Source organism: Vibrio sp. 10N.222.54.A3 (genome assembly GCF_041474095.1).
In the GTDB taxonomy this organism is placed as follows: domain Bacteria; phylum Pseudomonadota; class Gammaproteobacteria; order Enterobacterales; family Vibrionaceae; genus Vibrio; species Vibrio crassostreae_C.
Genome location: NZ_JBFRTN010000009.1, coordinates 1 through 23936, shown reverse-complemented (window position 1 = coordinate 23936; position 23936 = coordinate 1). Strand labels below are relative to the sequence as shown.

Genomic DNA, 23936 nt, shown 5'->3' with positions numbered 1-23936 from the left:
GATGAGCGTTAGAATCACAACTAGAATGGAACCGACATAAGCAATTTCAATAATGTTTGAATCAATCCAGTTGCAGTATGCTTGAATTGCTAAACTCAGTTTGTTTTTCATAATGGCCTTTGGAAAATTAACCGAAATCTACTGTAAATAATAGCTTATTATGAGTGAGCTTTGATGACGGTTTCAAAGGTTCCTTAGCGCTAACAGTGTGATTGCGGCGCTCAGGTATTAACAATATCGTCCCGTGGGTTCATGGGGCGGATACAGTCGATAAGGTTTAAGAGCAGAAAGTTGGGCTAAAAAAGAGGTTCGACCTAGTGAGTCAGAAACAGATAAACGGCTCTTTTATTGAGTGGGTGCTGGATTCGAAATCTAGCTCACGAAACCTTAGAGATTGAGTCTACTCAGTGATCTCTTGCAGCACTTCTCCGATTGACCCGCTTGGTTGGGTGATACCCAGTTTGTTCGAAAGCGTTGGCGCAATGTCATATGGCGTCACTGGTCGCGATACCTTCTTAGCTTCAACGCCGTAGCCTGCAAAGATCACAGGCACATGAGTGTCGTATTTCCACGGAGAACCATGTGTAGAGGCAATTTGGAGGCCTTCCATGTCGTTAATGTAGCTGCGCGGTGCAAATACTACGTACACGTCGCCAGAGCGAGCAGGGTGGTAGTTGTTTTTAATTAGCTGCATCACATGCGTATCCGGTACTCGGTTAGCCGCAATGTCACTACTTGATACAGCAAACGCAACACCTTTCACTTTTGCAATTTCATCCGCAATAGCTTCTTGGACCTTAGCCAGATCAAGCTTCTTCTCAGCGATCAGATCATGATTCAGATAGATGTAAGGTTGTGCGTACAAGCGAATCGCGTCTTTGGTTAAACCAAATTCATCCTTCAATCGTTTCTCAACACCACTCGAGAGTAGTGTGTCTTTATTGAAGTATTGAGCTTGATTGAAACCAAGCGCATTTGCCGCAGGTGAAGATTCAGGTACACCGTGGTCGGCAGACAGCACAATCAATGTGTTTTCTAGCCCGACTTGGTTATCCACGGTTTTGAAAAGCTTAGCGAGAGTCTTATCAAGTCGGATAAGGTTGTCTTCTGTTTCTAGGCTTTCAGGGCCGTAAAGGTGCACCACGTAGTCATTTGATGAGAAACTCACTGACAGATAATCGGTCACGTCGCCTTGGCCAAGCTTCTCTTGCATCAACAAGGTGCTAGCGAAGTTTTCCGTGATTTCGTCACCAGCAGGGCTGACGGTTAGCGTTGTGCTGTAGTACTTGTAACTTGCCGGGCCATAAGGATGAGGGAAGGTGCGTTGGAAGTCACCGAGTTTCACTTTGTGTTCGGTATCGTGTTCTTGCAACGTGTATTTATCACGCGGTAATGAGAGCTCCCATTTCTGTTTGGAATACTGAGCAGCAATCGCTTTCTCGTTCCAGCGTGATACCCAATCTGGATACTCGTCATAGTAATAGTTACTGGTGACAAACTCCGATTGTGCTTTGGAGAACCAGAAGGCTTTACCACTGTGTCCTGCCAATGAGATTGCGCCGCGGTCTTTCACTGATACACCGAATACTTTTGATTTGCCACTATTGGAAATCGTCAGTTCGTCACCAAACGTGGTGGAGAGTATTGGCTCTGGAGAGCGGCCATCGCCTTGTGCTGTCTTCTGCGTTGGGTCGATCTCTGTTGCTTTATCGACACCTGCACCAGAGGTCAGCATTTGGTAGTTACCGTCTTCTACGTTATACACCAAACGTTCTTCGCTACGGTCATACCAAACGTTACCTACCATGCCGTGTACGCTCGGTGGAGCACCTGTTGCAAGCGACACATGGCCCACGATCGTTTCCGTGTTGCCATGTTGGTAGTTTGCGTTGGTGTAGTAGGTACCATCATCCATTAAGTACCGGAAACCGCCTTCACCGAAGTTGTGCTTATATCGTTCGATTAGATCTGCGCGCAGGCCATCTACCGTGATTTGAAGGACTAGATTTGGCTTTTCCGCAGCTGAAGCTGGGAGAGCGCAGAGTAACGCGAGGGTTAGTCCTGAAAGCTTGGTGTATTGCATAGAGTTTCCTTATTCACTGTTGCCGCTGAGTTCTAATGTTTGGTCAGGTTTCCAACGTTTGGCCAGATTTGTAACGTGTGTGCATTGCGAATCGTATTTTTAGTATTGTTGGTGACGATTAGTGAACCATAACCTTCGGCATCTTTAGTTAGTTCGCTTCGTTAGCTAGTTCACATCCTTAACTAAACGCAGCCCCATATCTGACATAGTGATCGATTGGCTTGCGAAGTCACGACGGTAACTTTCAGATTCATTTTCGTCATAAGCAAAGCTGCCACCGCGAACCGATTTGTGTGATAAACCGACGTCGCTGTGTTTTGCGTTGTTAGGGTTGTCTGTTGGACCGAATCGGTAGAAGGTGTCATCGAAGGCATCGATAACAAACTCGCCCACGTTTCCTGTCATGTCATATAAGCCTAGTTCATTTGGTTTCTTTAGCCCGACTGGATGTGCGCTATTTTTAGAATTTGCTGAGTACCACGCAACATCATCTAAGTTATTGGAACCACTGTAAGTATAGCCTTTACTTTTATTGCCACCTTTGGCTGCAAATTCCCATTCAGCTTCAGTAGGAAGACGGTATTCTTCACCCGTTAATTCATTCAACTGCTCAACAAAATAGTTTGCTTGCTGCCAACTAAGGTTATTGACCGGAACTTGTGGGTTTTGGAAATAACTGAGAGATGAACCCATCACCGATTCGAACAATTCTTGAGTCACCTCAAACTTCGCAATATAGAAACTATCTACAGTTACATTACGTGCAGGACGCTCTGCTTTGGTCGCTTCTGGACCGTTCGACCCCATGGTGAATGTGCCGCCTTCAACCAACACCATCTCTTGGTCAATTTGTTGGGCGATGGGGTGTGTAGGCACGCTTGCACAGCCACTCAGAAGGATAGTCATGGTGACGCTGCTAATTGTTGCTAACTGTTTGTAATTAAGAAATTTCATCACGTGCCTCAGATGTTCGAAATAGGGTCTAATTCTAACGTTTAAGGTCATTCCTATTGGTTATAAAGGGTATAACATGTCACCTGATCGAATAGGAATTATGATGGGTCCAGAATACTAAAATAGGTAGGTAAATCATGCATATTACTCAAGGTCCACAATATAACGGTAAAGCGTCTAAGCGCTTGCATGTCATGGCTAAGCCGATTGGCGCAGCATGCAACATTGACTGTAAATATTGTTACTACCTAAGTAAGCAAGATTTGTTGGAGTACAAGAAAGGCAGTTCTCCAAGAATGGATGATGAGACGTTAGAAACCTACATCCGACAATACATCGAAGGTCAAAACACGCCAGAAATTATCTTCTCATGGCAGGGCGGTGAACCGACAATGCTAGGTTTGGCGTATTTTGAACGCGTGGTTGAGCTACAGAAAAAGTACCAACCTGAAGGTGTATTGATTTCAAACGATTTACAAACCAATGGTACCTTGCTGAATGATGATTGGGCGGAGTTTCTTGTGAAGAACAACTTCCTGATCGGTTTGAGTATTGATGGTCCCGAAATGCTGCACAATGCCTATCGTGTCAACAGAGCTGGCCGTGGCACATTCAAACAAGTGATGGCGGCTGTGGAGCTGCTGCACAAACACCAAGTGAAGTTCGCAACGCTTACCTGTGTGAATAACCTCACCAGTCAAAATGCACTTGAGGTCTATCGCTTCCTACGTGATGTTGTGAAGTCACCGCAAATGCAGTTTATTCCTATCGTTGAACAGAAAACGTTCCGAACGGTTGCACCACAAACATCCCAAGTGAGCGAACAGCTCAAACAAGGCGACAAACGCCTGATCCCCGGCCATAAAGATTCGATCATGGAATCGTGGTGTGTGTCGGATTTGGCTTGGGGTAATTTCCTTATTTCTGTATTTGATGAGTGGGCTAAGAACGACATCGGTAAGGTGTTTGTTCAGTATTTTGAAGCAAGTTTAGAAACGTGGATTGGGCGTCCGAACCCATTGTGTACCTTGAACGAGATATGCGGAAAGGGTTTGGCAATGGAGCCAAATGGCGATGTTTTCTCATGCGACCACTATGTTTACCCTGAGTACAAAATTGGCAATATTCATCACGAGAAACTTGATGATTTGGCGTACAGCGCACCACAGCAAAAGTTTGGTTTTGCTAAATCCCGCACACTGACCAGTCAATGTCAGCAGTGTGATTACAAGTTCGCTTGTCATGGTGAGTGCCCTAAGAACCGCTTTATCAAAACTCGTGCAGGCGAACCGGGCTTGAACTACTTATGTGCAGGTTGGCATAAGTTCTTTTCTCATGTCGATAAGTCGATGGCGTACATCGCTCGCGCGATGGGGCATCCGGTTGCTCATGGTAAATTCAGCGACTCAGTATTGATGGCGCATCGAGCAAAACAGGCGCAACAAGCTACGTTCGAGACCAAGTTTTAACTCGTTCTTTGGATCAACAGGTCCAAGATAAATTTAATCAGATACGAGTCTAAGGACAGGCTAAGTTCTCCAGTTTAAGGTAATACTATGATGAAGAAGAGTTTAGCGACGGCTGTTGCTTTATTGATTTCAACGTCCGCATTAATTTCAACGTCTGCGATGGCTGCGAATAGCGTTCAACAAACGGTTGACGCGCCAGCACAAAATATCAATCAAGTGCTTGAAATGACGGACACTCAAACCCGCATTCAACAGTTGTCTTACATGGCACAAGATCAGAATCAATCTGTTGAAAATCGTACTGGTGCACTGCAAGAGCTTGCTTCATATCCAAGCCAAAATGCGCTGGTGGCGGTGGCAAGAGGCTTAAAAGATCAAAACCCTGAAGTTCGTGAAGCGGCGGTTATCGGTTCTGAACCTTACCAACTTGAACATCGCTGGGCGTTAGTTTCACCCTTGCTAAAAGACAGCGATACCATGGTTCGCCATACGGCAACGTCAAACCTAGTCCGTGACTTCAATGCATTGGATGACGAGCAGAAAGCACAAATTGAACCACCAGTCATAGAGCTTATTAGCTTCTTGGAAACGCAAGAATCTGAAAAGTACCAATTACTGTTTGCTGATGTGCTTCGTTGGCACAATGACTGGGATAAGGCGGAAACGGTTTATCTAGAGCTGATCAATACGCATCCAAAAGAAGCGCAAGTTTGGTTGAGCTACGCAGATAATTTTCGAGCTCAGAACAAAGATAAGCAAGCAGTCGAAGTATTAGATCGTGGTTTGGAGAGCGTGCCAAACAACGCCGCTCTGCATTATTCGAAATCGTTGACTCTGGTTCGCCTTGAAGACAAAACTGCGGCAGCCAAAGAGATTGAAGTGGCTGCGAAGCTAGCGAAAGATAACAGCTACTACTGGTACCTAAATGGGGTATTACAAGAAGAGTTGGATATCGACAAGTCGACTAAATCGTTCGAGAAAGCATATTTGATCTCTGGTTCTCCAGAGCAGCTATACGCGGTATGCGATATCTATGTGCGCTACGGAAATGAAAAGACCGATGATTGCTTAGGTGAGCTAGGTAAAGTAGCTCCTGACTATGTTATTGATCAGTTGAAAGATAAACGAGTAGCGCCAAGCTCATAATATCCTAATGAGTAATTAGCGAAGCCTATAATGAAAAGCCAGTCGACACGTTCGACTGGCTTTTTCGCATCCATGAACTGCTTAGACGAGGTTCAAGCAACTAAAGACAAAATAAGGGCAAGCCTGTTACTTGCCCATTTCGTTTTATTATTCACCCATAGAGCTTGATGCACGGCGTCTGTCGGTCGCGCCATAGATCTTGCCATCTTTGACTTCAATGGCATTCAAGCCACTGACGACTGGAATGACATGCACCGGATAACCGAGCTGCATGAACTCTGGTACTAACATTTCGGCGTAGGTTTTCTTTTCGACGAGCAAACCCGTTGGGTCGTAAGGTTTGGTGCGATCAATCTTGGTCTTTGTCTTTTTGGTAAAACAGCGCAAAAGTACCGCCGCCAATCCCAGTCATATCCGGTTCAACCGCCGACATTGTCATCTGCATCGCCACCATTGCATCGACTGCATTACCTCCTTGCTTGAGTACCGAATACCCAGTGCTGCTTACATATGGATTCGTTGCACTTACCATAAACTCTTCGCCAGTTTCGTCTGGCGTAATTGGAAAAGGATTTGGGTTAGCCGCGAAACCGACCGCTGAAACCAAACTTAAAGATAAAGTCGCTATTCGCATGCGTTCTCCGTTTAAGGTATCTGTTTATTCGCTCTTAGGTTGACCAAATTAAGGTAGTGAAGTTCTTTAGTTTGCAGCCTTCTTACACAATATTGACGGCTCTGACATTAATCGCCAAACAAACTAAATGTTTTTCTATTAAAGGATAGTTAAGACCAATGTTATGGCTTGTTAAGCATGACAATTCAAAGACATTAAAAAGCCCAAGGTTATTTGATTACCTTGGGCTTTTATTTAATGGTGATTGTCTAATTTTGGGTTAGAAGACGAAACTCAACATGATGGTATAAAGGACGGCATCTTTGTCATCAAAACCAGTAAGTGCGTTGAAATTCTCAACAAAGGCACCGTTTGCTTTACGAGCCTCAAAATATTGCACTTCGCCATTGATGGAGACGTTAGGTAACACATCGTAATCCACACCAATTAGGTAGCTGTTTCCTGTTAGGTGTTCGTGAGAATCAAACTCTGCTCCGTAAACGACGTATGGAGTGAATAAATCTAGTCTGTAGCCCAAACTAGCGTACATCGAGGACGAGATGTCACTGATCTGTCCTTCACTTGTCAAAACAAATTGACCCAGTTCGTATTCTGCTCCTAATGACCAAAGTTGAATGTGTTGGTTGTCTTGTTTGCTACTGAATGGAGCTGTTATCGAAGTCCCAGGGATTGTAATCGTGCCAGAAACGGTTTGATCAAAATTGGAGTCGAGGAATGACAAGTTCCAACGATAGTTTTCACCGCTCAATTGAAGATTGGCACCGAACATTCGGTTGGTTTCAAATTCCAGTTTTGTAGTCGAGTTGAAATCTACGTCATTTTTATCTTTTATGCCGATAAACGGAGTAAGTAAAAGAGTAGCTTCGTCACTGACATCGTGAGTCCAGCTCACTTTTATGCCATTGAAAGCTGTGATTCCGAGAACGCTGTTATACACCTCTGTAGGTGGCCTCGCGGTCATATAGGCTTGGCCTACATAGTAGTACTCAGAGGCAAGGAATAATGGTAGTCGTAATCGACCAATGCTGACATCAAAGTCATTAAATTCATAACCTAAGTAAGCCCACTCTAGCTGCGGCTCACTCCAATCATATTGGGGTGGCTTGACAACTTGCACGGAAGCTTTGAATGAGTTGTAGAAGTAATCGAGTTGAACACCAAATGTGGTATCACAGTCGTAACAGCTCTCATCAGTAAAACCGCGGTTGATGATTAATGGATTATCGTTATCCGATGTTGCCCAAGACGTTGAGCCAAAGCCACTCAAGGATAAATTATCGGTAAGTTCGATATTCGCAAAAGCCGGAGAGGCCATTGAGGCACATAACACTGACGTAATTATTCTTTTCATATTATTTCTCCGAACTTATAACGTAGAGAACGTTGGCATTTTGAGGAACCGAAGAGAGTGGGGAGTAACCAATACGGTTTGGTTTGTCATCAAGCCAGTCGACTAAGCTGTCGGTTGACGCCGTTTTGATTTCTCTTGGATAACGCGCTTTTCCTGAAAAAGATAAACCAGCCCAGTGTGCATTCATTTGAGCGGCATTTTTTCCAAGCAAAAGCTGATAAAAGTCCTCTCTTTCGGCACTGTTCTCAGGCCAATCAGACAGTTCAACACGTTTGCCATTGAGGTGCTTAGTTTTCCCTCTATAGAGCTTTCGCGCTTTGTTTATTGATATCTCTTCAAATCCGGAGTCTAAAGAAAATATGGCATAATCTTCAGCGGCGTGAGCAGGGCTTAGAAAAAGCAAGCTTCCTAATAGCCCTACCGCGACTGGCAACATGACTCTGCGGGGAAGTGTTTTTATTGTTCTAATCCAATCCATGAGGTATCTCCTAACAAGTCGCACTTTCTATTTGATGGAATAGCTTTTCTTTTCTTACGGGCTTCGCTACGTATCCATCCATTCCGGAATCAAAGCACTTTTGAATATCATCATCGATAACACTGGCGGTTAACGCGATAATAGGAGTTTTGCTTAAGCCTTGGTTTTTCTCGTGTTCTCGAATCTCCTTAGTTGCCGTGAAACCGTCCATAACAGGCATCATGCAATCCATCAAAATAATGTCGAAGCTACTGTCGTTCTGGTACATATCAACGGCAATTTGTCCGTTGTCTGCAATTTCAAAGGCATATCCGGCCTTCTTCAGCATGATAGAAGCTACTTTTTGATTGACGCGGTTGTCTTCGACTAGCAAGATTCTCTCTGATTTGCTCGGAATTGCGTTTTGTTCCGCTTCTTCAGGCAAAGTACGTTTGGTCGCAGCCCCGTTGATAATTGGAGTGACAGTTGCAGGTTGTTTCTTAGGTTGAGCTTTATAGGAAGCTGGTAGTGGCATAGCTTCTACCGCGGTGAGTACTTTCTCTTTAAGCATTTCGAACTTGAATGGTTTTGGTACATAGTCATCCATACCAACGTCGAAACACCTCTGAATATCGTCATCGATGACACTGGCGGTCAATGCAATGATAGGGATGCGTCGCGTCGCTTCTGTTTCTTTTTCAATTCTTCGGATGTTGCTTGTTGCATCAAAGCCATCCATAACCGGCATCATGCAGTCCATGAGTATCGCCGCGTAATGAGGATTAGCGGTGAACATGTCCACAGCTTCTTGACCATTATTAGCGAACTCGAATTCAAAACCACTTTTACCGACATGAAGACCAGCAATTTTTTGGTTGATCTTGTTGTCTTCAACGATGAGGATTTTGTGTTGGATCTCGACTGATGTCTGGCTTGCTTCTGATAGTTCCGCCAAACCTCGTGTATCACAAAGCTCAATAGCTTTAATTAAACGCAAGCCGAGTAGGGGCTGTGCGACTTGTGCAGTAACGCTGTCACCAAGATCCGCTGGCTCACTTAAGAAGGAACGTATCAAACAGATAGTGATGCCGTTTTGGTGCAGCTTTTCTAAGTTATCTGCGTGGGTATTAGCTAGGAATGCGTCATCTTCGGCGAAAACAACAGTAATAGGTTTAGTGTGTTTTTGAGTGGAGAGCTGCTCTGTAATTGCCGTTATATCATTCGTTTTATCGGTAACCTTCAAACCATAAAGGTTAAGGTCGGACTCGATTCGCTCGGAGAGCATGTTTTCGTTACCCAGCACATAAATATCAGCCGTTGCTGTACTTGGTTTTGGCAGTATCAAGTCAACGGGTAATTCTAAGTCGAAGTAGAAACAGCTGCCTTCCCCCTTGACTGAATCGAGCTGAATCTGCCCGCCCATCAGTTCGACCAACTGTGTACTGATGGCGAGGCCAAGACCAGTACCGCCAAATTGACGTGTAGTTGAGTCATCTTCTTGAGCAAAGGGCTCGAATATTTGCTTCTGTTGTTGTTTATCGATACCAATACCTGTGTCGCGAACGGCAAATCGAATGGTGACATTATCATCAGATTGTTCGAGTGTTTTGATCGACAGTGTTACGCCACCTTCAGCCGTAAACTTCACTGCATTCGACATAAAGTTCATTAGGATCTGTCTTAAGCGGTGATCGTCGATCATCACGCGAGCTGGTGTATCTGGGCTGATATCAACGTTAATCGATATTCTTTGTTCTTTCGCTTTTGGTGCCACAATAGAGGCGATGTCGTATATCGACTCTCTAATCGATGCAGAATGCGGGCTGATTAATAGCATGCCAGACTCAATTTTAGAGAAGTCTAAGATATCGTTGATTAAGCTAAGGAGCAGTTGGGATGAAGTTTCGATCGTATCAACATAGTCACGTTGTGTCGGTGTAAGCGGCGTATCTGCGAGGATTTCCGAAATACCAATAACACCATTGAGCGGGGTGCGAATTTCATGAGACATGTTGGCCAAGAAGCTACTTTTTGCTTTGCTGGCTTGTATTGCGTTGTCTTTCGCGTGTTCGGCATCCTCTTTGGCTCTCTCTGCGTCTTCTTTTGCTACCGTCAATCTCTCTTTCGCGAGCTCTCGTTCGATGGTCAATCGTTCAACTTGCTGAGCAAACAGACTGAGTTCATCTTTACCTTGGATTAATTTATCTAAAGAAGGGCGCGTGTCATCATTTTCGCTTTTTAAGAAAGCTAACACCAAATTAAGGTTGTTAGTGACTTGTCTCGCCAAGCTAAGAGTTAAACCCATAACAATCGCTGCCAGCAAAGCGACGATTGAAATAAACAGGGTTCGTTGTATTTGCGCGTCATAGATGGCTTGCTCAACTTCTTGTTGAAACTCTTGCTTGATTACGCCGCCAAGGCTTTGTAATAAGTTGAGCCGTGCGCTCATCGCTTCTAAGCCGACAGACACTTCTTGTGGCGTCAGTTGGCTGATTGTATTTAGGTCGAGTAGCGCGCTTCTTATCTCTTGGCTTTGAGCAAACACATCATTTCGAAACACTTCAACCATCAAAGAAACTTGATGTTCGTTGGCGTTCAATGAAACAAAGCGCTCTAAGAACAATTGCTGTCTTTCACTCAAGGTTTTGATCTGTTCGGCGAGTTCTGGGTCGTACTCTTGGCTGATTTGGAAGATCTCAATCAGTGAACTACCAAGCTTGAACTCTTCGTTCGACCAAAACATCAACCACTCAAGTTGTTGAAGGGCAGTGAGGTGCTGTTGAATTTCACGTTTAGTGTTTTCAAAAGGGACTTTCTCTACTTCAAGTAACAGTTGCTTGTATAAATCGCTCTGCCATTCGAGGGCATCCAATTTATCGTAAGTGTCAGTCACTTGCATCGTCGATAAGGTCGCTTCGCTGAAATCGGCAACAAGTTGATTCATTTCATCAGATGCGTCTAAAAAAATGATGGGAGACAGGTTTTTAAGTTCTGCCTTTACTTGGTTGCTTTGAGTAGCAAACTCTTCAGGGCTAGAGGCTAAGGTACTTCTATACAAAATAGAAATATCTTGAAGATAGACAGATAACTGATTGGTTCGTTCAAAATCGGTTAACTGAGTCGTTAATATATAAGCCTGTCTACCTGCTAGGAAGAGTAATAATGAAATGGGAAGTAGAACTAAGCCAAAGAGTTTATGTTTGACTGAAAGGTTATTCCAAACCGTAATCGCCATATAAGGATCCATCCAACTGTCGTTATATAAAAACAGTAGAATAAAAATGCCGATATGGAAACTTTGAAACGGTAAATTTTACGTAAGTGTGGGAGAGGTATAAGTTCTTGTGATTCCAGAGCTTATTTTGAAATGCGTTCTTTTATTAGTAATTTATAGCGTTTGGCAGTTTGTTTAATTTTATGCTTATTGATGAATCACTTAAAAAGCTTACTAATGAGGACGATTGTTATCGAGGCTTAATTCGAAAAGAAGTTGCTCTAATACGGTTTTTGCAGAGGGTTCTAATGTCCAAATACCGAGCATTCTGTTAAGTGCGGCGCGATACACTCTGTTTTTTAGTAAGAAGGCGAGTGTGCTCGTATCATTGCTGAATACGTGCATTTGTACGATGGTGAGCTCTGCTTTGTTCTCAATGTCTATTTTCTGAAGATTGAAAGCGGGTAGGAAGGCAGACTCATACCAAACCTCAACGATCTCTCGAAGCTCCATCTCTTCTTCAGGTACATCGCACTCCTGAAGTTGGTGGTTTTCAGGAATTGCGGATAAGTAAGCTACATCAAGCTTGTCTGCAACGAATGTGTACATATTCTTCCTTGTTACCTGTGGTATTGGGGCGAATCATCCCTCTCGTTTATGAATTTGTCAATTATATCCATTGCCCTAAATAGCGAATTGTGATTAAGCGTTGAGGTTTTAGCTTAAGCTGTTTAAGTATTTGTCTGTTAAGCCAAAATATTTCAAATTTCCATCCGGCTCTAACACTAAACTCATGTTTGATGTTGCGATCAAACCAGGGTCGTTAGTCGAAAAAATCACGGTCTTATTCAACAATTTATCGGAGAACAGGCGATTAAAGTATTGAGCGTTTTCTTGCTCTGCACCGTTGAACGGTTCATCAATAATAATCAGAGATTGCTCACAGTTACCTAAGCCGAGTGCCAGACGCAATTTTTGTTGAATTCCATTCGGGAGACTTTTGCATTTATCCACGCTTAACTGAGTAGCCAAGCCTTCCGGAAGCCATTCATCTAATTCGAAGAAGCTGATCATCTCTTGCATCTTGTCTGTTGGAATCAGTCCGTTGTGTAAAATGAAGTTGGTCTCGAGTGAGCCTTCAAAAATATGCAAATTAAAAGGGATGTAGTTAATCGAGGTGCGATAACGGTAGCTATTGAACTGTTTAATGTTATAACCATCGACAGAGACTGCGCCTTGATAGCGGTCTTCTAACCCAGCAATGATTGAAATTAAGGTGGTTTTGCCGCAGCCCGTTGGGCCACAAATGACCACTTTTGCACTGGGTGGGATTTTGAACCCCAAGTTAGTTAAGCCGGTTGCTGCTCCCGCGTATCGGTGACTGACACCGCTGCCCACGATGCTGCCTTGGAACAGGCGAATAGGCGGGCTTTTCTCTAAGGTTAATTTGTCGTCATTCATCGACATTAAATTGTTGATCTGTGCGGACGAAGCTTTGATCGACTGGAACTTGGAAATTGAGTTATAGATACCCATGATTGGGCCTAACGCTTTCCAAACCAGAATAACGGTCGCGAGCATGGCACCCGCATCAGAAGTACCTTCCATCACGCCAATAACTGCAGTCACGATACTTGCTGTGCCAATCACTTGGATCAAACTACCGCCAGCGGCCTGAATCTTACTGTTCGTTACGGCAACGTTCTCTGCATCGCTGGTGCTTTGCATATGCGATGCGCTGAATCGAGATTGAACGACACGAAGTAAAGGCAGGCCTTGGATAGTCTTGATACCACGAAGAATTTCATTCCATTGATACGAAACCATCGCATTGGCACGCGAACTTTTGGATGTGGCTTGCGAGTAGATATAGCGCGAGTAAATACAGAACACTAACATCAGTATTAAGCCGCCCATCACCACCAATGCCGCTGTACCAGACATCAGAGCAATGGCGATGATAAATACAATCACAAACGGCATATCAAAATAGCTAAGCGTTGATTCTGCGGTCACCAAGCGTCGGAAGGTATCGATATCTTTCAAACGCGCTAACTGAGAAGAGACCCCAGCTGTAGATGTCATCGCATAAGGTAGCCACAGCAGCTTAGATATAACGGCTTGCGAGATGTGCACGGCGAGATCTTTACCGGACGTGGCAATGATATTTACCCGCATCTTTTTAAAGAAATACTCCGAGAAGCCAACAATAATGGCGAATAAGGTTAACCAATAGAGTGTGGCTTCGGAGCTCGAAGTCAGTGCGAAGTTATATACACTCATAATAAAGAATGGCTGCAATGCACCGAGAATACTGATGACGAAGCTCAGAATGATCAGGCTTTTAAGTTCATTGTTATAACGATAGAAAGCGTATTTAATCCAATTACTTCTGTCTTGCGATTCCGGAGGTGGTTCGCGGAACAGACGAGAATATTCGCTAATCGCAATCAGCAAGCAGGGCTTTTTACACATTGGGTATTCAATGGTGTTGTTGTTCGTGTAATCAAACAGCAGCAACTTTCCATCTTTGGTGCCTAAGAAAATCGCACTTAGATTCTCTATTTCAATAAAGCATGGGTGTGGGTGCTTATCGATATTCTCGAGTGTCTTTAGTTTAGTAACATCACAGCGATATCCAAGGCGCTCTATGGTTGCTGTAAAGCTGTCGCCATCTTTGGGTTTTGGAATAAAAGCATCGCTGAGTATTGCGGGTGTGCCTTCCCATTCGAGTGCTATCAGGGTGTAGGCCAAACCACGAATAAGTGGCGATTGACTGTAACGTTCGTCGTATCCACTAGATTCAAAATCCAAGACACGTTGCGGCACATTATTGAAGTCAACTAGGATACTCATTGGTCACCTCCGGTAAGTTTTACGCGTTTGAGGCGGTGATTAAGTTTGTCCATTTTATTGCTGGCGATGATCAATATTTTGTCATTGGCGCGATAAGCCGTACTGGTGAGAACGACTCTCGCAAATTCCTCATCAAAGACACAATCGATGTCATCGAATATCAATACACGCTTACTGGCGAGCAGGGCACGAACTAATAATAAGGCGTAGCCAACTTGGCGAGAGAATGGGTTACGCATATGGCCTTTGAGTTCTGTATAAAACCCGGCAGGAAGCCCATCAATTTGCGCTTTGATGTTCATGGTTTCACACAGTGCAAACGCCGTGTTATTCAAGCTTGGTCGGAAACAGGTCAGGTTATCGATAATCGTCCCTTCTACGAACGAACTGGTCTTATCAACCATCAGAACACTGTTACGCCAAACGTTGTAATTGACGTCATCCAAAGGCGTGTCGTTAATCATGATATCGAGTTTGCTATCACTGTTCTGACGCGTAATACAGTTAGCGAGGTGGGTCTTACCTGAACCACTTTTCCCTGTCAGCAAATAGGCTTGTCCGAGTTCGAACTCGATACGCTGCTTTTCAGAATACTTAACCGAAATACGTTCAACTTCTGTTGTTTCATGTTGGTGTTCAACAGAGGCGGCCAATTCAAGGAGGTCAGCGATACGTTGGATATGGAGTTTGTTTAACTCCCAGCGGCTCGCGGTTCTCATTACCTGTTGATATGGCGCAAAGTAACGGTTGGTTAGCATGATGATCGCGGCCATGATGCCTTGACTCGATTCCATATTGATTACGGCAGTCGCCAAGACCACAACAACGCAAGCAATGGATAGCTGTTGGATGAGCGCCAAAATCAAGCCAAAGTTCGACTCGATTTGCTCATATTTGATGTTCTCCACTTCACGCTCTTCGACCATTTGTGTCATCAGGCTTTCAACGCGGTACTCCATGTTTCGCGCTTTAATATCAAGCGGGCTAGAGATGATCTCAATGATTTTGGAGGTAGTTAACCCTTCGATGTCTGACTTATTCTGCAAGCTACCAATTTTCTGTTTGGAAAGACTCCAAGCGAAAATCGCTAAGACAGCCGAGGCAATTAGAAGGGTGATACCTGCCCATATGTTGATGAGACCGATGATAAGTATAGTAATCACGCTAACAGCAAGGTTGATAAGCGCTCGAACCGATTCTCCACCAAAGAAGGTCTTAAGTTCAGGAATGGTTGAGATTCGTTCTAGGTATTCGCCTGGTTCCAAACGACGGAATTTAGATATTTCCGCCAAACAGATGGATTGGAATACCTTGTTGGTTAGGTTGGTTTCAAACTGCCTCATGATAACGGAAGATATCTTCTCTTCCTGACTTTTTAAGTGGTAGTCGAGGAAGATGGAAATCAAAATAATCGCGAACAATAAGAACAGCGTATCTTGTGCTTGGTTGGGTAACACTCGGTCAAAAATGATCAGAATAGAGAAGGGCAGTACCAAACCAAACAGGGTCGATATTATCGTTGAGAAAGTCAGATAACACTTATCTGCCATGTTGATCTTTTGCGAAAACTGCTCAGTTTGCATTGCGACCTCCTTTCCTCAACGACTCCGTTGAGAGAAGATGTTTAGGCACCAAATCTTGATTGTCTCGTCCCTCAATATCGCTCATTAATTGCATCACGCTTTCGATAGATTGAATTGAGAGTATTCCCTTAATTTGCTCAAGCTTGATGGTCTCGATGATGTAGTCGTATCGTGCGCTTTCGTAGTCTCTTAAGGCGCTGAATAGTTTACTTTCCGCCGCCAGCAAGTCGGTGATAGTACGCGTGCCCAATTGGTAGGCTCTTTGGATCCCTTTATAAGACGCGTAGTTGGCGCGAATGATGTTTTCGTAACTGCTTATAGACTGCGAGAAATCGTTAATGTTGAGCACGGAGGTATTCACACTGTTACGTGTGGTGTAAAGCGAATCTTGGTAAAGCAGCTCAGTACGTTCGATGGCCGTCGATGATTTTTGATAGCCGTAGTAATCAGAGCCACCAGACAAGATAGGAACTGCTAGGTTTAACCCAACACTGGTTGAGTTACTTTCGCCTGTCGCTGTAATGTCGGTTTTGTCGAAGTTATTGGCGTCATCGTGTCGATAGCTGGCTGAAAGCGATACGGTCGGTAAGAAGTTCGAACCGCTCTCTTTTAAGCTTCTGCGGCTTCTCTCGACGTTTTTCTTAGCCACTAACAAGTCGTTGTTGAGCTTTAACGCTTGATCCATGATTGATCGTTGTTCGGTGTCGTTTATCTCTTTTAAAGGCACACTTTCGTAGATATCTTGAGACGGAGTGATAGGGTATTGAATCTGAATCGATAGCCCGTTGAGAATGACGCGACGGTCTTTCTGCAAGGTTCTCAATCGATTCGACACACCTTCTTTCTGAGCAATCACTTCGTAAAGCTCACTGGCGGCTGTATTGCCGAGTTCCACATTGCGTCGCATCTGATGTTCACGCGTCTCAGACGACTTAAGCTCTACCTTGGTCGCTTTAATTTGTGCGTTGTTTTTCAAATACTCAAAGTATTGAGAGCCGATTTCTGAAATAGTGCTTTGGATTTTGTTCTCGTGTTTAATCTCTTCAATGTTGAAGTCGAGCTTTGCCGTCCCATATTTGAAAATATCGCCCAGATTGAAGATCGATTGAGAAAGGGAAAGGCTGTAGCTGTTCGAGTTATAGCTTGAAGTTTCATCAGGCACACTTGATAGCAAGGTTTCATTTTCATTCCATGTGGTATCGGCAGCACCATTGAGGGAAGGAAGAAATTTTGAGCGGCTGATACCAATGTTGTACTCGTTCTCTTCGACCCCTTTATCACTCGCCCGAAGAGAAAGGCTGTTCTGCAGACCGAGTTCTACCGCCTCAAGCAGGGTAGTCGCCGATGCTGAAGGTGTCGTGCTTAATGTAAGCGCAGCTATGATGCTGCTAGTTAAGTTTTTGTACCGCCACATACTTGTTGATCACCTTGATGATTTGGTCGCTTTTATAAGGTTTGCTGATTACGTAATCCATTCCGGCCTCAATACAAGCCTGGTGTTCGTTACTGCTGGTCAATGCGGTTGCACCTATGATGGTACAAGGGTTTTTCTCGTTTTCTTGTTCGAATTGGCGAATGCGTTTTGTGGCTTCGATGCCACCCATACCCGGCATGATGCAATCCATGAAGATGATGTCAGAACGCTTGTTCATAAAGTGCTTCACGGCATCGGCGCCATCGCCAACCATGTCTGGTTCATATTCTTGTTTGGTCAAGATTCGTTTCAGTAAAATTTGTTGAACTCGGTCATCCTCTACGATAAGGAATGAGCTGTTTTCCATCTGTTCTTCCGATGCTTCCGCTTCCATAATGGTGAGTAGGTTTGGAATGAACTCATAAGGGATAGCAGGAGCGTTGATGATTTTGTCGACGAAGCTATGACACTCTTGTGCTTGCTGAGTGTTGGTCACTGACAACAGTAACTTGGTATTTGGGTGGTTCTTAAGCTGAGATTTCACCGTCTTGCTCAACGACGGCAGCTTGTTGGGTTCAAAGGTATCGGTCAACATTATCGCATCGTAATCACCGAACGTTTTCGCCGCTGAGAAAAGCTCATTTGCAGTGCGAATCTCGGTGATATCAAGCCCCAAGTTACTGAGCATTTTCTTCATCACATCGATGCGAACTTGAGTATTAGCACACAAGAGTAAACGCTTGCCATCAAAGCGAGTTTTCTCTGTGTGGAAGTTCTTAGCCTTAAGATCCAGTTCAATCTGGAAACGTTCCTGAGCCCCTGATTGGAACCAGTGACTCTCGTAATATCCGTAATCTTTTAATACGCTTTTTGCTAAGTCATCTGTGCTGGCTGTATGGTCTTTGTGGGCGCTCCAATGGAGTTTATTGAGCTTGGCAACAGAGACATCCAGCGTTGATAAGAAGTTGAGGTTGATGGTGACACGGGTATTTTCCATGTCAGAAGCCGCACCCGATTCAATCGTCACAAACAGCTTCTTATTTGATTTGAGTTGAATAGCGTTAGAAAGTTGAAGGAACAGTATCCAGAATAAGCTGGTGGATTGGCCTGCAACACGATTCGGTAAGTTGTCTGAGATAAAACAGTCAAGTTCGCCTTCATTTCGCTGAATTTTGGCACTGATATGAATCATCAATTCCGACAAGACGTTGAGTAGTGAAAATTCTTTCGACTTACTTTCCGTACCCTGTGAAATCAAGCGATTATAGTTTTCTGCTAACTCAGATAGTGTGCTACACGCAGAGGTAATATCGTTCGCCATCAACACGCCGTTTTCATCGGTTTCTTGAACCAGATATTGGACGCCACCGTTGATGGTGTTTGTAATTCCGCGAATCTCATAGCCGATCAGCGCATACAGTTGTTTGTAGAGATCGTTGTTGCGCTTTTGGTCTTCTAATTTACTGAAGATAAGTTTGAGATGAGAGTAGATCTGACGCTGTTTGGGGTTGATGCTCACTTCATTAAGAAGCTCTTCAAGACGTTGTAAATCTAGCTGCTTCAGTTCTTGATACAGGGCATCGAATTCATAGTCGATCTCTCGTTCGTTGGAGCTGGATTTTTTCAGTTTCAACATAGCAACTGAGTTGGATAGAATCGTAATCACAGCCAATATCACGACCACCATAAACAACCAGATAAAGAACTCGTTTTTTTCTGACATTAAGTCATTTGCATGGTTGTTAAACATGGTGCGATAGTTGTCGTCCATCTGCAGATAGTTATTGGTCAATGAAAGGTACAAGCCTAATACGTCGTTACGTGTTTTTGCGCTATCGGAGAAACGATTAATCGCCAATTCCAGTTGTGTGTATTCAGTTGCCCCAACCAAGCTGAACTCGGTTTTGTTCAACGAGGCTAAAGAGCGAAATTCATCAATTTCAAGCTTCAAGTTAACCAGGTTGAATTCGTTAGTGCCGCAAGTGTTGGTACTTAAACACTGTTGCAGAGTTTGAATATCTTGTTCTATGGTCTGATTAAGCTTCTGGGCTTGTATGAGCAGTGGGGCGCTTTGCACTTGTGCGACTGAATCTATTTTTGACCAAGAAAAGTATAAATAGAAAGCGAGCGCAGCCAATACCACGCTAAATAGTATGCTTAGACGTAGGGCGGGTATGGAAATATTGTACGAAGGTTTACCGCTCATTGATTATCTCTCATCGAAAGCATCCTCGATGGCTGACATCACCGGTTTCGCAGCGTATTCGATCACGCGACGCGAGCCTGTTTTCACATCAGCGGTAAACTCCATGTAAGGTGATAACTTGTATTGAGTGCCTCCTCGTTCAAGAAAGTTTCGGTCAATTTCAATCTCAGCTAAATAGAATTCAGCGTCTTCTTCTTCGTATGATGAACGGCTGATTGAGGCGATGGTTCCCTCAACAAACCCGTATTTTGCAAAGTTATAGGTATCCATTTTTACTTTCACTGCCTGACCAATTTCGACAAATCCCATGTCTTTACGTGGGATCTTCGCTTCACCGTGTAACGAATTATTTATTGGGGCAATATCGGCGATACTTTCTCCTGGCGGAATCACAGCAGAACGGAAATTGAAGTGAAGTTTATCGACCACACCATCGACTGGCGAGTAGACGACTAGGCGATCAACCTTGTCGGAATGCTGCGGTTGTAAGATTCGCTTTAGCTTGAGGTCTTTGTTCGCTTGAATGATTTGTGCTTGGTACTCAGAGTTTCGATTCTCAACCAAGTCACGGTGTTGCTTTTCCAGTTTGTCGAGTTGGAAACGCTCATTCATCACAGATTCGTCAAGGTTCTCAATCTCACGCACCATATTCGACTCTTGTACTTTCATGTTAAGAACGTCGACATAAGACGCCATCTCTTCTTTATAGAGGGTGTTTTTGATGTTGAGCTGCTTACGTATCAGAGAGAGTTGATTCTCTGAACTTTTGCGACGCTTTAACATTGAACTGATCAACGAGTTCTTGTGCTTAATATCGTGTGTAATGAGTTCTTCATTTGAACGGTTTTTAGAGAATTCTTGTCTCCAGGTATTCATGTTGACCTGAACTTGCTCAGGGTATTTCTCAATGAAAGCGTCGAAGTTAGGCTCTATCATGTCGCGTAAGCTTTCATAACGAATCTTATCGAGCTCTATCTGAATAATTTCAGTATTGACGGTATCAAGTTGAGTGTTACGGTCAAGTGAGCGTATTCGAGCGATAGGTTGGCCCTCATAAACGACTTCCCCTTTTCTGACTAACAATTCTTCTAATATCCCGCCTTCTAAATGCTGAACTTTCTCAACATCCGATTCCAATAGCAGTTCGCCACGTACAGAAACAACAATATCGATACGTGCTTGTGACGCCACCGCAATAGCGACCAAAGCGAGCAAGAATATAATGAGCAACGTTTTGTGAACGCTGGTCATGGCACTAGCAAGCACAATAGTGTCATCAGCTGTGACCTTAGAAGCCTCGTTATTGGAAACGAGTGCTTTTCTGAGGTGATGTTCTATTTGGTTATTGCTCATGACTGACCTCGGTTACTTGCCATCTATTACTTCCTTAATATCCAACAAGTGGTTGATTTGTCGATTGACGTTGTGCAATTCAGTTTTTACATCCTCTATTAGATCTTCCGGCGCAGGAAACTCGTGTCTACTCAAGTGTTCCAATTTGGCCATTTTTGGCGGAAGGTCTTGGTCGCAAAGCAACGTTAAGATGGTCTTCAATCGTTTTGAGTAACTATTGAGTTCATCAAAATGATTACCGTTATGAAGCGCTTCTATATTTAGGGCTGCGTCAGAAAAGTCATTGTAAAAGTCGCCTAATAGCAATTGCAGCCCTTTGTGGTTGTTGTCGACCGAGCGCAACAAATTCGTCATGTCTATCATCGCTCCACTGCCTTAATTGCTTTAATCACAATAACTAAGGATCTTTAAAGGCAGTTTTCAAATTTTTTTTGATTCTTTCTCTTTAAAAAGAAATTATGAAAAATGTTGTATAAAAAATTGGTTTTTCAAAATGATGTCCTTTAATGCCTCTATAAATACGATCAGTTAGCTAGTAGCAACGGAGGCTGTAATGGCAGGCGAAAATAACCAAAACAACCAAAATGAAGATCTAAATGACGCGGTAGAACAAACGGACACGAACGACGCGGGTACGCCCTCCCAACAGCAGAATCAGCAAAATCAACAAAACACGATTGCGTCGACAATAGCGACGGGTGCTGAAAATGCGGATGCGGCAGACGAAGTTAACCAGGCTTTAGACGAAAATCCGAGTGGTGCAGGTAATGCTGAAGATGCCTCTGTTTCTGGTGCGGCTGTGCAAGAAGAGACGCCAGAAAGTGATGGAGATTCAGACGCTGCACAATCCAATGTAGTTGGTGGAGCCGCTTCTGAAGCTGGCTCGGATAACGCTGCTGGCAGTGGTGGCGGTGCTGGAGCGGGCGCACAAGCTGTAGGTGGTGATATCGCAGAGGCTGCGACAGGTGGTGTAGACGCTGAAGGTAATGAAGAACAAGGCCAAGCTGCGCGTACTTCAGCAGCGCCGAGTGCGACATCTTCAGAGTCGGGTGACCAACAAGTTGGTGATGAGCTAGATTCACAAACAGTAGAAGAGACGTTTGCAGTTGATGTTCAAGCTTCTGACGAAGAGACCATTAGCGAAGTAGAGGATGACTTTGATTCTGAAACGGTAAGCGAAACGTTTAAAATCAAAGTGGAAAGTGAAAATGATGCGCCAGAAGCTGAACAAGATCTGGCTTACATCATGGATGAAGATGGCTCCATAACATTCACTCAAGAACAATTACTCGAATACGCAAGTGATGTAGATGGGGACGAGCTTGTTGCTTCTAACGTTCAAGTTGGTGATGATGCAACAGTTCAAGACAATGGTGATGGTACTTTCACCGTTGTTCCTTCAGCTGATTTTAATGGTGAACTTGACCTTACTTTCGACATCAGTGACGGCCAAGAAACGATTAGCAGCGCAATTGATTTAACGGTACGCCCGATTAATGACGCGCCTGTTCCTGAAGATAAAACGTTTGAAATCGAGGAAGACGGAACTCTTGTATTCACCGACGCTGACCTCCTTTCTGGTGCTACAGACATCGAAGGTGACAACCTTACAGTTGAAGGTGTGACCTACGATGGTGGCGACGGTATTCTTACTGACAATGGCAACGGTACGTACACCTTTGCGCCAAATGAAAACTTCAATGGCGACGTAAACTTCGGCTTCGATGTATCAGACGGCACCGATACGGTCTCTGCCAACATCGATGTGAGTGTAACTGCCGTTGATGATGCACCGGTGTCAGGCGATTTAGCGTACTCAATCGATGAAGATGGTTCTATCCGTCTAAGCCAAGAGCAACTGTTATCACAAGCATCTGATGTTGAAGGCGATGACCTTACTGCTAGCGGCCTAATGGTTGACGGTGATGCAACGGTTGTAGCTAATGATGACGGCAGCTTCACCATCACGCCAGATGAGAACTTCAATGGTGATATCGATATTAGCTTCGATATCTCAGATGGTACCAATACGGTTCAAGCATCGGCTGACCTAACCGTTAACCCAGTTAATGACCTGCCAGTACCTCAAGACCAACAGTTCAGCGTTGAAGAAGACGGCACACTTATTTTCACTGATGCTGACCTATTAACAGGTGCGACTGATATTGAAGGCGACAACCTAACGGTTGAAGGTGTGACCTACGATGGCGGTGACGGTATTCTTACCGACAATGGTAATGGCACATACACCTTCGCACCGAATGAAAACTTCAATGGCGACGTAAACTTCGGTTTTGATGTGTCTGACGGCACCGATACGGTCTCTGCAAACATCGATGTGAGTGTAACTGCGGTTGATGATGCGCCTGTGTCTGGTGACTTAGCTTATTCAATCGATGAAGACGGTTCGATTCGTCTAAGCCAAGAGCAACTGTTATCACAAGCCTCTGACGTGGAAGGCGATGACCTGACTGCCAGCAGCCTAACGGTTGGCGGTGATGCAACCGTTACTCAAAACGATGATGGCAGTTTCACGATTACGCCAGATGAGAACTTCAATGGCGACATTGATATCAGCTTCGATATCTCAGATGGTACCAATACCGTTCAAGCTTCTGCCGATTTAACCGTTAACCCAATCAATGACCTGCCAGTTCCTCAAGATCAGCAATTCAGTGTTGAAGAAGACGGTACTTTACTGTTCACAGACGCGGATCTGCTTACAGGCGCAACGGACATTGAAGGTGACAACCTAACGGTTGAAGGTGTGACCTACGACGGTGGTGACGGTATCTTGACCGACAACGGTAATGGTACGTACACCTTCGCTCCTAATGAAAACTTTAATGGCGACGTAAACTTCGGTTTCGATGTCTCAGACGGCACCGATACGGTATCAGCTAACATTGATGTGAGCGTTACGGCAGTTGATGATGCGCCTGTATCGGGTGACCTCGCGTACTCAATCGATGAAGATGGTTCTATCCGTCTAAGCCAAGAGCAATTACTTTCTCAAGCGTCTGACGTAGAAGGCGATGACCTGACAGCTAGCGACCTTACGGTTGGCGGTGATGCGACGGTTGTAGCCAACGATGACGGCAGCTTCACGATTACGCCAGATGAGAACTTCAATGGTGACATCGATATCAGCTTTGATATCTCTGATGGCACCAATACCGTTCAAGCTTCAGCAGACCTAACCGTTAACCCAGTTAA

General features: G+C 44.3%; 15 protein-coding genes and 2 pseudogenes. 3 read left to right on the top strand and 14 right to left on the bottom strand.

All coding sequences use genetic code 11. The features are described from left to right. Positions 1–400: 400 nt before the first annotated feature. Positions 401–2083 carry an alkaline phosphatase family protein gene (locus AB4507_RS02610; protein WP_372182180.1) on the bottom strand — a complete coding sequence of 561 codons (1683 nt, stop codon included), beginning with the start codon at positions 2081–2083 and terminating at the stop codon, positions 401–403. 165 nt (positions 2084–2248) lie between these two features. Further along, on the bottom strand, positions 2249–3037 hold the full coding sequence (locus AB4507_RS02605; protein WP_017060470.1) for an SUMF1/EgtB/PvdO family nonheme iron enzyme: 789 nt from the start codon (positions 3035–3037) through the stop codon (positions 2249–2251). 137 nt (positions 3038–3174) lie between these two features. Between AB4507_RS02605 and AB4507_RS02600 the strand changes: the two genes are divergently transcribed. Together AB4507_RS02600 and AB4507_RS02595 are read left to right on the top strand one after the other, a co-directional pair. Continuing rightward, on the top strand, positions 3175–4506 hold the full coding sequence (locus AB4507_RS02600) for an anaerobic sulfatase maturase (protein WP_017071217.1): 1332 nt from the start codon (positions 3175–3177) through the stop codon (positions 4504–4506). An 87-nt stretch (positions 4507–4593) separates the two neighbouring features. Beyond that, positions 4594–5652, top strand: coding sequence for a HEAT repeat domain-containing protein (locus AB4507_RS02595; RefSeq protein WP_017060468.1), 1059 nt, complete (start codon positions 4594–4596; stop codon positions 5650–5652). Between the two features lie 147 nt (positions 5653–5799). Here AB4507_RS02595 and AB4507_RS02590 read toward each other — a convergent pair. The 12 genes and pseudogenes from AB4507_RS02590 to AB4507_RS02535 all read right to left on the bottom strand — a co-directional run. After that, positions 5800–6012 (bottom strand): annotated as a pseudogene (locus AB4507_RS02590) (gamma-glutamyltransferase); the annotation flags it as partial. Then, a pseudogene (locus AB4507_RS02585) lies at positions 6008–6286 on the bottom strand (gamma-glutamyltransferase); the annotation flags it as partial. The pseudogenes AB4507_RS02585 and AB4507_RS02590, both read right to left, overlap by 5 nt. A gap of 259 nt (positions 6287–6545) precedes the next feature. Then, positions 6546–7637 carry a porin gene (locus AB4507_RS02580; RefSeq protein WP_102321120.1) on the bottom strand — a complete coding sequence of 364 codons (1092 nt, stop codon included), beginning with the start codon at positions 7635–7637 and terminating at the stop codon, positions 6546–6548. A 1-nt stretch (position 7638) separates the two neighbouring features. Further along, positions 7639–8115, bottom strand: a complete 477-nt coding sequence (locus tag AB4507_RS02575) for a hypothetical protein (protein WP_017060466.1) — start codon at positions 8113–8115, stop codon at positions 7639–7641. 10 nt (positions 8116–8125) lie between these two features. Then, positions 8126–11329, bottom strand: a complete 3204-nt coding sequence (locus tag AB4507_RS02570) for a response regulator (RefSeq protein WP_136982104.1) — start codon at positions 11327–11329, stop codon at positions 8126–8128. 213 nt (positions 11330–11542) lie between these two features. Next, positions 11543–11917 carry a hypothetical protein gene (locus tag AB4507_RS02565; protein ID WP_017060464.1) on the bottom strand — a complete coding sequence of 125 codons (375 nt, stop codon included), beginning with the start codon at positions 11915–11917 and terminating at the stop codon, positions 11543–11545. Between the two features lie 108 nt (positions 11918–12025). Then, entirely contained in the window at positions 12026–14164 is a 2139-nt protein-coding gene (locus AB4507_RS02560; protein WP_102321118.1) for an ATP-binding cassette domain-containing protein, read from the bottom strand. After that, positions 14161–15747 carry an ABC transporter transmembrane domain-containing protein gene (locus tag AB4507_RS02555; RefSeq protein WP_052879653.1) on the bottom strand — a complete coding sequence of 529 codons (1587 nt, stop codon included), beginning with the start codon at positions 15745–15747 and terminating at the stop codon, positions 14161–14163. The genes AB4507_RS02560 and AB4507_RS02555 overlap by 4 nt, the downstream gene beginning before the upstream one ends. Beyond that, positions 15737–17161: a TolC family protein gene (locus AB4507_RS02550; protein ID WP_372182179.1), complete on the bottom strand. Its 1425-nt coding sequence runs from the start codon at positions 17159–17161 to the stop codon at positions 15737–15739. The genes AB4507_RS02555 and AB4507_RS02550 overlap by 11 nt, the downstream gene beginning before the upstream one ends. Then, positions 17136–19367 (bottom strand): response regulator, encoded by a 2232-nt coding sequence (locus tag AB4507_RS02545; protein ID WP_372182178.1) that lies wholly within the window; start codon positions 19365–19367, stop codon positions 17136–17138. Before AB4507_RS02545 ends, AB4507_RS02550 begins: the two co-directional genes overlap by 26 nt. A gap of 3 nt (positions 19368–19370) precedes the next feature. Next, a complete protein-coding gene (locus tag AB4507_RS02540) occupies positions 19371–20720 on the bottom strand; it encodes an HlyD family type I secretion periplasmic adaptor subunit (RefSeq protein ID WP_017060459.1) in 1350 nt (449 codons plus the stop codon). A 12-nt stretch (positions 20721–20732) separates the two neighbouring features. Next, positions 20733–21083, bottom strand: coding sequence for a hypothetical protein (locus AB4507_RS02535; protein ID WP_017060458.1), 351 nt, complete (start codon positions 21081–21083; stop codon positions 20733–20735). A 190-nt stretch (positions 21084–21273) separates the two neighbouring features. Between AB4507_RS02535 and AB4507_RS02530 the strand changes: the two genes are divergently transcribed. Then, a partial coding sequence (locus AB4507_RS02530; protein ID WP_372182177.1) for a tandem-95 repeat protein occupies positions 21274–23936 on the top strand: 2663 nt, incomplete at its 3' end.